The organism is Streptomyces sp. NPDC018000 (assembly GCF_044328025.1).
In the GTDB taxonomy this organism is placed as follows: Bacteria; Actinomycetota; Actinomycetes; order Streptomycetales; family Streptomycetaceae; genus Streptomyces.
Genome location: NZ_JBIRGM010000004.1, coordinates 596,011 through 607,777, shown reverse-complemented (window position 1 = coordinate 607,777; position 11,767 = coordinate 596,011). Strand labels below are relative to the sequence as shown.

Sequence of the window (11,767 nt, the reverse complement as noted above, 5' to 3'; positions counted from 1 at the left end):
TACTGGTCCGGTCGCCACCGCCATGTACAGGGCCTCACTAGGGTGGCGGCATGCACCCAAGGAATGTGTGGCAGGCCATGACCGGGCCGGGCTTCCTGCGTTCGGCCTGGCCCTGGCGGTCGGTGGCATACCTGGTCACCGGCGTGGTGGCCGGAGCCGTCGCGCTGGTCTCGATCGTGACCGCGGTCGCGGTCGGCGGGGCACTCGCCGTCGTCCTGGTGGGTCTTCCGCTCCTCGTGCTCGCGGCGTTCGCCGGGATCCCGGTGGCGTCCGTGGAACGGCGCAGGCTGCGCCTCATCGACCTCGACCCGGCCGCCGACCAGCACCGCACGCCGCCCGTGCCGGGTCTGTGGGGATGGCTGCGGACGCGGCTGCGGGAGCAGGTGACCTGGCGTGAACTCGGGTACGCGCTGCTGTTCGCGGTGGTGCTGTGGCCGCTCGACGCACTAGCCGTCGTGGCGGGTCTGCTGTGCCCGGCGTCGATGGCCGCCACACCGGTCCTGCTGGCGACCCTCGGGGACGGCCGGGAGACGAAGGTCCTCAAGCAGTGGACGGTCACCACCTGGCCGGCGGCGTTCGGTGTCGCCGTGCTCGGAGCGGTGCTGCTCACGCTGGGTGCGTACCTCCTGGCGCTCGTGGCCGGGGCGCGGGCCGAGCTGACCCGCCTTCTGATCGCCCCGAGGGATGCCGGCCTGGGCGCGAAGGTCACCGAACTCGTACGTTCCCGGGTGCGGCTGGTGGATGCCTTCGAGGCGGAGCGGCGCCGCATCGAACGCGATCTGCACGACGGGGCACAGCAGCGCCTGGTCGCACTGACGATGACGCTCGGCCTGGCCCGCCTCGACGCGCCCCCGGGACCACTGGCCGACCAGCTCGCCAAGGCCCATGACGAGGCGGGCAAGGCGCTCACGGAACTACGCGAACTCATCCACGGCATCCACCCCAGGGTGCTCACGGACTACGGCCTGGAGGCGGCGGTGGCGGACGCCGCCGACCGCTCGGCGATTCCGGTCGAGACGGCCCTGCGGGTCCCGGAACGACTGCCCCAAGCGGTGGAGGCCGCAGCGTACTTCGTCGTGTCCGAGGCCCTGGCCAACGTCGCCAAGCACAGCGGGGCGAGCCGCGCCGAGGTGACCGGCGGGCACCGGGACGGACGGCTGGTCCTGGAGGTGCGCGACGACGGCCGGGGCGGTGCGAGCGAGGAGGGCGGCAGCGGACTCACCGGACTCGCGGACCGGGTGTCGGTCCTTGATGGCAGACTTGTGCTGTCCAGCCCGCCGGGTGGGCCGACCCTGCTGCGTGTGGAGATTCCTTGCGACCCTTACGAGCGGACCGACCCCTCCGCGTAGTGCTGGCCGAAGACAGCGTGCTGCTGCGCGAGGGACTCATCGGTCTGCTGACCCGCTGCGGCCATGAGGTGGTTGCGGCGGTCGGGGACGCGCCGGGGCTGCTCACTGCGGTCGCCGAGCACCACCCGGACATCGTCGTGACCGACGTGCGGATGCCGCCCGGCTTCCAGGACGAGGGCCTGCACGCGGCGGTCCAATTGCGCGAGAAGCAGCCGACGTTGCCCGTCCTGGTCCTGAGCCAGTACGTGCAGCGGGCCTACGCGTCCGAGCTGCTCGACTCCGGCGACGGCTCGGGCGTCGGCTATCTCCTCAAGGACCGTGTCGGCCAGGTCGAGGAGTTCGTGCACGCGCTGGCCGAGGTCGCCGACGGAGGCACCGTGGTCGACCCGGAGGTGGTACGCCAGCTGCTGCGCCGTCGCCGGGACCCGTTGGAGCGGCTGACGCCGCGTGAGCGGGAGGTTCTCGCCCTGGTCGCTCAGGGCAAGTCGAACGGCGCGATCGCCCGCGAACTGGTCGTCTCCGAGGCGGCGGTCGGCAAGCACATCGGCAGCATCCTCACCAAACTCGACCTGCCCCCGGCGGACGAGACACACCGCCGAGTGCTGGCGGTGCTCGCGTTCCTGAGAGCCTGACACCGCCTCGGCCCCTCCTCGGCAGCCTTCCCGGCCAGACGGTACAGCTCCAGCGGACATCCGTCGTATGCCCGTGGCGGAAGCCGGGCACGCCCCGACGAACCCACGTCGCGGCCGCCCTCACCCGCGTCGACCGAACAGGCCGCCTCACGGATCTGTGCGGCGCCCCGGCCCGCTCGCGGTCCCGGCTGCCCATGGGCACCCGGCCGGGCGTGTGCGGACGGGAGGAGATCTCTGTTCCTCATTTCCCGCTCCTTTAACGATTTCTTACACTTGATCCCGTGAGATTCACGTCCGGAGGTTTGCGAGACTGGGGCGGTGAGAAGTTCAGCTCCCGCACCGCGGGTCATCACCGTCGTCGGTCCCACTGCGGCCGGAAAGTCCGATCTGGGGGTATTCCTTGCTCAGCAGCTCGACGGCGAAGTGGTCAACGCCGACTCCATGCAGCTCTACCGGGGGATGGATATCGGCACCGCGAAGCTGACGCTCTCCGAACGCGGAAACGTTCCGCACCACCTGCTGGACATCTGGGACGTCACCGAGACCGCCAGCGTCGCCGAGTACCAGCGGCTGGCCCGCGCCGAGATCGACCGGCTGCTCGCAGCGGGCCGCACCCCCGTCCTGGTCGGCGGCTCCGGGCTCTACGTGAAGGGCGCCATCGACGCCCTGGAGTTCCCCGGCACGGACCCCGGCGTACGGGCCAGGCTGGAGGAGGAACTGGTCGAGCGCGGCTCCGGGGCGCTGCACGCCCGGCTCGCCACCGCCGACCCCGAAGCGGGCCGGGCCATCCTGCCGAGCAACGGCCGCCGAATCGTCAGGGCTCTCGAAGTCATCGAGATCACCGGCAAGCCCTTCACCGCCAATCTTCCCGGTAACGATGCGGTGTACGACACCGTCCAGATCGGCGTCGACGTGGACCGCCCCGAACTCGACGAACGCATCGCGCTGAGGGTCGACCGGATGTGGGCGGCCGGACTCGTGGACGAGGTGCGCGCACTGGAGGCGCACGGTCTGCGCGAAGGACGGACCGCGTCCAGGGCGCTCGGCTATCAGCAGGTGCTTGCCGCGCTGGCCCAGGAGTGCACCGAGGACGAGGCGCGCGCCGAGACCGTACGTGCCACCAAACGATTCGCGCGCCGGCAGGACTCATGGTTCCGCCGCGACCCGCGGGTCCACTGGCTCAGTGGTGCCGCGGAGCACCGCGGGGAACTCCCGCACCAGGCGCTGGCGTTGGTCGAACGAGCGGTTACAGCCTGATCACGTGATGGCATCGGGAAGCCCTGCCCGTCATTTCGGCGCCCGGGGGCGTGCCATTATCGAGCATCGATCGACCAGTGGAGTCCGAGTTGGGAGGGCGCGTGGCGATGGAGGCCGGCCCTCGCGACACAGAACAAGACGCACCGGACACGTTGCACGAGGCAGGACGCTTGAGCCCCGACGGGCCCGATGAGTTCGAGGCGACCCCCGAGGTCGAGGTCGAGCTGCGGCCTGCGCGACGTCTGCGCATCTGGCAGCTCGCACCGATCGTCATGCTCTCCGCAGTGGGATCGCTGATGTTCGCGTTCCCGCTGGCATTCGAGTTCGGTGACGGCGGCGCGGTCGTCGCCATGCTGGGCCTGCTGATCAGCTGCTGTGCCGCGGGCTGGGGCATGATGGCCGCCCGCCGCGTGGGCTACACCTGGCCCGGGCTGCCGCAGCGGGGCTCGGGCGAGAGGTCCGACTGGCGCGTGATCGCGCTGTACGTCGCCGTGTGCGCCGCACTGGTCGCACTGGCCGTCTGGCGCGTGGCGCGGCTGCGTCACTGACGGACGGAGCGTCCCGCCGTGCTGCCGTCCGGCCGCCGCGACGCTCCGTCTGCCACCGCTGCGCGCCGTCGCGCGGCCCGCTTTCGTCGGCTGCCGGTCGCTCCTCGTACAGTTGCCCTGTGAGCACCTCGCAGATCGCCTTCCTCAAGGGCCACGGCACGGAGAACGACTTCGTGATCGTTCCCGATCCGGACAACGCCGTCGACCTGTCCGCCTCCGCCGTCGCCCGCCTGTGCGACCGCCGGGCCGGCATCGGTGGCGACGGGCTGCTGCACGTCGTACGGTCCGCCGCGCACCCGGAGGCGCGGGCCATGGCGGGCGAGGCCGAGTGGTTCATGGACTATCGCAACGCCGACGGCTCGATCGCCGAGATGTGCGGCAACGGCGTACGGGTCTTCGCCCACTATCTGCAGCGTGCCGGGCTCGTCGAGGAGGGCGACCTCGCCGTCGCGACCCGGGGCGGTGTGAAGAAGGTGCACATCGCCAAGAGCGGCGACATCACGGTCTCCATGGGACGCGCGCTCCTTCCCGAGAACGGCGTCACGGTCAGCCTGGACGGCCGCAGCTGGGACGCCCGCAATGTGAACATGGGCAATCCGCACGCGGTCGCCTTCGTCGACGATCTGGCGCACGCCGGTGATCTGCTCTCCGTACCGCCGTTCAGCCCGGCGGCCGTCTACCCCGACGGCGTCAACATCGAATTCGTCGTGGACCGCGGACCGCGCCATGTCGCGATGCGGGTCCATGAGCGCGGCTCGGGCGAGACCCGCTCCTGCGGCACGGGCGCCTGCGCCGTCGCCGTCGCCACGGCTCGCAGGGACGGCGTCGACCCCACGGAGACAGGCACCCCGGTCACGTACACGGTCGATCTGCCCGGCGGCACCCTCGTGATCACCGAGCGGCCGGACGGCGAGATCGAGATGACCGGAGCCGCCGTGATCGTTGCCGAGGGCCTGATCGACTCTGACTGGCTCGAAACGGCTATCGGCTAGAGCTTCGCTCGAATGGGTGATCCGTTTCACGCTGAGCGAGAGCCGGACTCCGCCACGTGGTGGGCTCGATAGCATCAAGCACCGGCCCGGAGGCGCGTCCGCACCTCTCCACCGCCGGTCGACGTCGCCGGAGGTGCCCCATCAGCGCAGAGGCCACCAACTCAGGTGCTCCCATCCGCAGACGGGGCCGTCCCCGGATCGATCTCCGCAGGCTCGGCCGCGTCGCGCTGCTCGGCCCCGTCTCCCGCGACCGGCTGCCCGACGCGATCGGTCATGTCGCCGAGGCCCACCGGGCGCACCACCCGGATGCCGACCTCTCCATCCTGCACAGGGCCTACGTACTCGCGGAGTCCTCGCACCGCGGGCAGATGCGCAAGAGCGGCGAGCCGTACATCACGCATCCGCTCGCCGTCACGTTGATCCTTGCCGAGCTCGGCGCCGAGACCACGACACTCACGGCCTCACTGCTCCACGACACCGTCGAGGACACCGAAGTGACCCTCGATCAGGTGCGGGAGCAGTTCGGCAAAGAGGTCTGCTACCTCGTCGACGGCGTCACCAAACTCGAGAAGGTCGACTACGGAGCGGCGGCCGAACCCGAGACCTTCCGCAAGATGCTGGTCGCCACCGGGGACGACGTCCGGGTGATGTCGATCAAGCTCGCCGACCGGCTGCACAACATGCGCACCCTCGGCGTGATGCGCCCCGAGAAACAGGCCAGGATCGCCAAGGTCACCAGTGACGTGCTGATCCCGCTGGCCGAACGGCTCGGCGTACAGGCCCTCAAGACCGAGTTGGAGGATCTCGTCTTCGCGATCCTCCACCCCGAGGAGTACGAACACACCCGCGCACTGATCGCCGCTGCCTCGGCGCAACCGGACGCCTCCGGCGCCGCGGCGCCCCAGGACCTGCTCGCCGCCATCGCCGAGAACGTCGCGGCGGTGCTGCGCGAGGCCGACATCCCCGCAGAAGTCCTCATCAGGCCGCGCCACTACGTCTCCGTGCACCGGGTCAGGATCAAGCGCGGCGAACTGCGCGGCACCGACTTCGGCCGGCTGCTGGTGCTCGTCGGCGAGGACGCCGACTGCTATGCCGTGCTCGGTGAACTGCACACCTGTTTCACCCCGGTGATCTCCGAGTTCAAGGACTTCATCGCCGCCCCCAAATTCAACCTGTACCAGTCACTGCACACCGCGGTCGTGGGCCCCGACGGGGCGGTCGCCGAGGTCCTCATCCGTACGCACCGGATGCACAAGGTCGCCGAGGCGGGCGTCATCGCCCTCGGCAATCCGTACGCCGCGGACAGCGGCTCCGCGCCGCAGTCCGCCGAACCCGCGGACGGAGAGCGCGCGGACCCGACCCGGCCCGGCTGGCTCTCCAGGCTCCTGGAATGGCAGCAGTCCGCCCCGGACCCGGACACCTTCTGGACCACGCTCCGCGCCGACCTCGCCCAGGACCGGGAGATCACGGTCTTCCGCACCGACGGCGGCACGCTCGGGCTGCCCGCCGGAGCCAGCTGCATCGACGCCGCCTACACGCAGCACGGGGACGAGGCGCACAGCTGCATCGGCGCCCGGGTCAACGGCCGCCTGGCCACCCTCGGCACCGTGCTGAGCGACGGCGACACCGTGCAGCTGCTCCTTGCCGAGGACGCCGCTTCCGGCCCCTCGCCCGACTGGCTCGACCACGCCCGGACCCCCGCCGCCCGTATCGCCATCACCGGCTGGCTGGACGCACACCCCGAGGACACCCAGGGCCCGCACAGCAGCAGGCCCGCGGAGCCCAGGTCCGAACCACAGCTCCAGGAAAGCACCGGCCCCGGGCACGCCAGGTTCGCGAGCGCCGTGGTGGACCGGCCGGACGCCACCGTACGACTCGCGGGCTGCTGCACCCCCGCACCACCCGACGCCGTCACCGGATTCGTCGTGCGCGGCGGCGCCGTCACCGTGCACCGCCAGGAGTGTTCCGCGGTGGCCCGGATGCGGTCCGTCGGCCGGGTGCCGGTCTCGGTGAGCTGGGGCGACGCGGCCGGGTGCCGGGTCACCCTGGTCGCCGAGTCCTTCGGACGGCCCCGGCTGCTCGCCGATCTCACCGAGGCGATCGCGACAGCGGACGCGGCGATCATCTCCGCCACCGTCGAACCGCCCAGCGAACAGCGAGTCCGGCACACCTACACATTGCAGCTCCCCGATGCCACCGGACTTCCGGCGCTGATGCGTGCGATGCGAGACGTACCCGGGGTGTACGACGTGAGCCGCGCCCAGCACCCCGCCGCCACCGGCTGACGCCGCCGCGCAGCTCCATCTGCCACAGCGATCTCGTTCGAGTGGCGTGGCGCGCGCCGCACCTGCCCAGGCGGGAGTCGCTGGTAGCGGTAGTCCATGCCGATCACCTCCCGCCGTCTGCGGACCGCTCTGCTGGCCACCGCATCGGCCGCCCTCGTTGCCGCCGCCCTCCCCTCACCCGTGCCGCTCGGCAACGGCGATCCACTCTTCCCGCACCTCGGCAACCCCGGGTACGACGTCCTCTCGTACGACATCGGGCTGACCTACCACGGCAGCAACAGCAAGCCGCTGGATGCCGTCACCACGATCGACGCGCGGACCACCGAGCCGCTGGACCGGATCAACCTCGACTTCGCCCGGGGCGCTGTCCGTACGGTCGAAATCAACGGTCTGCGCGCCGACTTCGCCATGGCGGACGAGGACCTGGTCATCCAGCCACCCGGCCGACTCCCGGCCGGAGCGCCGCTGCACATCACCGTCGAGCACACCAGTGACCCGAACGGCGGCCAGGACAGCGGAGGCTGGTTGCGCACCGCCGACGGTCTGGCCATGGCCAATCAGGCCGATGCCGCGCACCGGGTCTTCCCGAGCAACGACCATCCCGCTGACAAGGCGTACTTCACCTTCCGGATCACCGCACCCAAGGACCTCACCGTGGTCGCCAACGGCCTGCCCGTCGGCACGGCCCGACAAGGCACCGAGACCACGTGGACCTACCGGACCGAACACCCCATGGCCACCGAACTGGCCCAGGTCTCCATCGGCCGCTCCACCGTCCTGAAACGGACCGGGCCGCACGGGCTGCCGGTCCGCGACGTGGTGCCGAGCGTCGACCGCAAGCAGCTGGAACCCTGGCTCAGCAAAACACCCGATCAGCTGGAATGGATGGAACAGCAGGTCGGCCCCTACCCCTTCGAGACATACGGACTGCTGGTCGTCGCCACCGACACCGGCTTCGAGCTGGAGACACAGACGCTCTCGCTCTTCGAACGGTCCCTGTTCACCCGGACCGCCTACCCCAAGTGGTACGTCGAATCGATCATGGTCCACGAGCTCGCCCACCAATGGTTCGGCGACAGCGTCTCCCCACAGGTATGGTCCGATCTGTGGCTCAACGAGGGGCATGCCAGCTGGTACGAGGCCCGCTACGCCGAGGAACACGCCAACAAGCCACTGGAAAGCCGGATGCACGACGCCTACATCAAGTCCGACGACTGGCGTGCCGCGGGCGGCCCGCCGGCTCGCCCCGATGTTCCGGCGCCCGGACAGAAGCTCAGCCTGTTCCGGCCGGTGGTGTACGACGGCAGCGCACTGATCCTCTACGCGCTGCGTCAGGAGATCGGCGAGGCCGCCTTCGACCGCCTGGAGCGAGCCTGGGTGAAGGATCACCGGGATTCCAACGCCGCCACCGCGGACTTCGTCCGGCTGGCGTCACAGACCGCGGGCCGAGACCTGACCTCGTTCTTCGACGGCTGGCTGTACGGCAAGAAGACCCCGCCGATGCCGGGGCATCCGGACTGGCGCAGCGCCGAGCCCGGCGGGCAGCGATAGGACCGACCGGTCTATCGGCCCCCAGGCCGTAAACCCGTGTGACGGGCCCGGCGGATCATGCCACTATCGACAGGTCGCCGCGGCGGCCGGACCGGACTTCCGACAGCGGGAATCATCGGGAGAGGTCACGCGTTGTGACACATGTAACGGACTTCCATCGACGTAAGGATCCAATGACCTCCTCTTCTTCCCTTCCCCAGGACGCGCAGGACGCGCAGAGCGCCACGGAGAATGTCACCGAGAGCCTCACCGAGAGCCTTCGGGCCGACGCCCTGATGGAAGAGGACGTCGCCTGGAGCCACGAGATCGACGGAGAGCGGGACGGCGAGCAGCTCGACCGCTCCGAGCGCGCCGCACTGCGGCGTGTCGCGGGACTCTCGACCGAGCTCGAGGACGTCACCGAGGTCGAGTACCGACAGCTGCGCCTGGAGCGTGTGGTGCTGGTCGGCGTCTGGACCTCGGGGACCGTGCAGGACGCGGAGAATTCCCTCGCGGAGCTGGCCGCGCTTGCGGAGACGGCGGGCGCCCAGGTGCTCGACGCGGTCTTCCAGCGCCGCGACAAGCCCGACCCGGCCACTTACATCGGCTCGGGCAAGGCGCTGGAGCTGCGTGACATCGTCCTCGAAGCAGGGGCCGACACCGTCGTCTGCGACGGTGAGCTCAGCCCCGGCCAGCTGATCCACCTGGAAGACGTCGTCAAGGTGAAGGTGGTCGACCGGACCGCCCTGATCCTCGACATCTTCGCCCAGCACGCCAAGTCCCGAGAGGGCAAGGCGCAGGTCTCGCTGGCACAGATGCAGTACATGCTGCCGCGGCTGCGCGGCTGGGGCCAGTCGCTCTCCCGTCAGATGGGCGGCGGCGGTTCCAGCGGCGGTGGCGGCATGGCAACCCGTGGTCCCGGTGAGACCAAGATCGAGACGGACCGGCGCCGGATCCGCGAGAAGATGGCGAAGATGCGCCGGGAAATCGCGGAGATGAAGACCGGCCGCGAGATCAAGCGCCAGGAGCGCAAGCGCAACAAGGTGCCGTCGGTCGCAATCGCCGGCTACACCAACGCGGGCAAGTCCTCGTTGCTCAACCGGCTGACCGGTGCGGGCGTCCTGGTGGAGAACGCACTGTTCGCCACCCTGGATCCGACCGTGCGCCGGGCCGAGACGCCGAGCGGCCGGATCTACACCCTGGCCGACACCGTCGGGTTCGTACGGCATCTGCCGCACCACCTCGTCGAGGCGTTCCGCTCCACCATGGAGGAGGTCGGTGAATCCGATCTGATCCTGCATGTGGTGGACGGCTCTCACCCGGTGCCGGAGGAACAGCTTGCCGCGGTGCGCGAGGTGATCCGCGAAGTGGGCGCGGTGGACGTGCCGGAGATCGTGGTGATCAACAAGGCGGATGCGGCCGATCCGCTGGTGCTGCAGCGGCTGCTGCGCATCGAGAAGCACGCGATCGCCGTCTCGGCGCGTACCGGTGCGGGCATCGATGAACTGCTCGCGCTCGTCGATACCGAACTGCCCCGGCCCTCGGTCGAGATCGAGGCGCTTGTCCCGTACACCCATGGCGGGCTGGTCTCCCGGGTGCACGCCGAGGGCGAGTTGATCTCCGAGGAGCACACGTCGGAGGGCACCCTGCTCAAGGCGCGAGTGCATGAGGACCTGGCAGCCGACCTCAACTCGTTCGTGCCCGTGGCGCACTGACCGCAGCACGGTACGGCTCAGTACGGACCGAAGGCCCGTTCCCGGCGGCACTTTCCAGGGAACGGGCCTTCGGGCGTGCGGGTGGCCGCTACCGGCTGCCGAACAGACAGCGGGAACCCCGGCGGGCAACTGCCGCACGGGGGTCTCTGCCGTGCCGTCACCGTCACTCGAACCTGGCCGGGTGACGGTCCGTCGTCACTGCCCTGCGTACTTCTTGCTTACGGACTCGAAGACGCCCTTGGCTTCCTTGCCGAGGCGTGGTCCGGCCAGCCAGCCGGCCGTCGCCGGGCCGATGGAGGTGTTCGAGACCAGCGCGGGCTTGCCGTCCTGGCCCGCCGCGACCCAGCCGCCGCCGGAGGCGCCGCCCGTCATGGTGCAGCCGATGCGGTACATCGTGGGGTCCTGTGCGGTCAGCGAGAGCCGGCCGGGCTTGTCCGCGCACTGGAGGGCCTTCTGGCCGTCGTACGGCGGTGCGGCCGGGAAGCCGGTGGCCGTCATGCTGCCGATCTTAGGCACGGCCGGGGCATTGAACTCGACGGGCAGCGCGGAGCCGACCGTTTCCTCCAGGGACTTACCCCTCGAGCCTTTCTCCGGCGTGACACGCAGCACCGCGAAGTCGTACGGGGCGCCCTGCCCGCCGGTCGAGGAACCCTGCGAGATCCACTGGTCGGACGTCTGCGCCCACTGGCCCCACCACACGCCGTACGGCGCGATCTCCTGCTTGGTCGCCTTCTGCAACTCGGCCGTCGACAGACCGCTGTTGTTGTACGACGGAACGAAGGCGATGTTGCGGTACCAGCCGCCCTTCTTGCCCGCGTGCACACAGTGCCCCGCGGTCCACACCAGGTTGGACTTTCCGGGGTGCGCCGGGTCCTTCACCACGGTCGCGGAGCAGACCATGGAGCCCTCGGGGCTGTCGAAGAGCAGCTTCCCGGACTCCGCGGCATTGGCGTGGTACGGCGTCCGGACACCGGCGGCCTGGACCGGCGCGGGCGTCGGATCCGTCACACCCACATCACCCGAGATGTCATTGTCGACCGGCCTCTCCGGCGACTTGTCGGCATCCCGCATCCGGTCCGGGTCCCAGAGGCCCTCGATGATCGGGTTGACGAAGTCCTTGGCCTCGCGCAGCCACTTCTCCTTGTCCCAGTTCTTCCACTCGCCGTTCTTCCACTGGTCGACGTCGATCCCGTGTTCCTTGAGCCGGTCCTTCAGATCGTCCGGAATAGTGATCTTGCCGTCCGAGGACTGGCCGGCGGGAGTGCTGGCCTTGTCACTGGCGTTGTCCTCGCCCGGACCGCAGGCAGTGGCGGTGAGCGCGAGGACCGCAGTGACCGCGGCCACGGCGAGCGCCGAGGAACGCGTGCGACGCGCGCTCCCCTGACGTGCGGTGGGAACTGGTCGAATGAGTCGCATGTGGTGATCCCCCTGGGACTTCGAAACTCAACACTTCTGTCCT

General features: G+C 70.0%; 9 protein-coding genes. 8 read left to right on the top strand and 1 reads right to left on the bottom strand.

Annotated features, from left to right (window positions below; genetic code table 11):
• Nucleotides 1-50: 50 nt before the first annotated feature.
• The 8 genes from ACH4EW_RS14265 to hflX all read left to right on the top strand — a co-directional run bounded on the left by ACH4EW_RS14265 (nucleotide 51) and on the right by hflX (nucleotide 10,308).
• The gene (locus ACH4EW_RS14265) at nucleotides 51-1,349 is read left to right on the top strand and encodes a sensor histidine kinase (protein ID WP_398255911.1); all 1,299 of its coding nucleotides are present in this window, start codon (nucleotides 51-53) and stop codon (nucleotides 1,347-1,349) included.
• A complete protein-coding gene (locus ACH4EW_RS14260; protein WP_398255909.1) occupies nucleotides 1,349-1,981 on the top strand; it encodes a response regulator in 633 nt (210 codons plus the stop codon). Before ACH4EW_RS14265 ends, ACH4EW_RS14260 begins: the two co-directional genes overlap by 1 nt.
• Before the next feature lie 318 nt (nucleotides 1,982-2,299).
• On the top strand, nucleotides 2,300-3,238 hold the full coding sequence (gene miaA, locus ACH4EW_RS14255) for a tRNA (adenosine(37)-N6)-dimethylallyltransferase MiaA (RefSeq protein WP_398255907.1): 939 nt from the start codon (nucleotides 2,300-2,302) through the stop codon (nucleotides 3,236-3,238).
• A gap of 107 nt (nucleotides 3,239-3,345) precedes the next feature.
• On the top strand, nucleotides 3,346-3,786 hold the full coding sequence (locus ACH4EW_RS14250; protein WP_398256088.1) for a hypothetical protein: 441 nt from the start codon (nucleotides 3,346-3,348) through the stop codon (nucleotides 3,784-3,786).
• A gap of 119 nt (nucleotides 3,787-3,905) precedes the next feature.
• Nucleotides 3,906-4,778 carry a diaminopimelate epimerase gene (dapF, locus tag ACH4EW_RS14245; RefSeq protein WP_398255904.1) on the top strand — a complete coding sequence of 291 codons (873 nt, stop codon included), beginning with the start codon at nucleotides 3,906-3,908 and terminating at the stop codon, nucleotides 4,776-4,778.
• Nucleotides 4,779-4,918: 140 nt separating this feature from the next.
• Nucleotides 4,919-7,063 (top strand): RelA/SpoT family protein, encoded by a 2,145-nt coding sequence (locus tag ACH4EW_RS14240; RefSeq protein WP_398256086.1) that lies wholly within the window; start codon nucleotides 4,919-4,921, stop codon nucleotides 7,061-7,063.
• A 96-nt stretch (nucleotides 7,064-7,159) separates the two neighbouring features.
• Entirely contained in the window at nucleotides 7,160-8,614 is a 1,455-nt protein-coding gene (locus ACH4EW_RS14235) for a M1 family metallopeptidase (protein ID WP_398255902.1), read from the top strand.
• A gap of 173 nt (nucleotides 8,615-8,787) precedes the next feature.
• The gene (hflX, locus tag ACH4EW_RS14230; RefSeq protein ID WP_398255899.1) at nucleotides 8,788-10,308 is read left to right on the top strand and encodes a GTPase HflX; all 1,521 of its coding nucleotides are present in this window, start codon (nucleotides 8,788-8,790) and stop codon (nucleotides 10,306-10,308) included.
• A 195-nt stretch (nucleotides 10,309-10,503) separates the two neighbouring features.
• Here hflX and ACH4EW_RS14225 read toward each other — a convergent pair whose 3' ends face one another.
• Nucleotides 10,504-11,724: a trypsin-like serine peptidase gene (locus ACH4EW_RS14225; RefSeq protein ID WP_398255896.1), complete on the bottom strand. Its 1,221-nt coding sequence runs from the start codon at nucleotides 11,722-11,724 to the stop codon at nucleotides 10,504-10,506.
• Nucleotides 11,725-11,767: the final 43 nt, after the last annotated feature.

What these genes read in the sequence shown, in the direction of transcription:
- ACH4EW_RS14235 (WP_398255902.1), top strand. Translation starts at nt 7,160, where the DNA reads ATGCCGATCACCTCCCGCCGTCTGCGGACCGCTCTGCTGGCCACCGCA.
- ACH4EW_RS14250 (WP_398256088.1), top strand. Translation starts at nt 3,346, where the DNA reads ATGGAGGCCGGCCCTCGCGACACAGAACAAGACGCACCGGACACGTTG.
- ACH4EW_RS14265 (WP_398255911.1), top strand. Translation starts at nt 51, where the DNA reads ATGCACCCAAGGAATGTGTGGCAGGCCATGACCGGGCCGGGCTTCCTG.
- hflX (WP_398255899.1), top strand. Translation starts at nt 8,788, where the DNA reads ATGACCTCCTCTTCTTCCCTTCCCCAGGACGCGCAGGACGCGCAGAGC.
- ACH4EW_RS14225 (WP_398255896.1), bottom strand. Translation starts at nt 11,724, where the DNA reads ATGCGACTCATTCGACCAGTTCCCACCGCACGTCAGGGGAGCGCGCGT.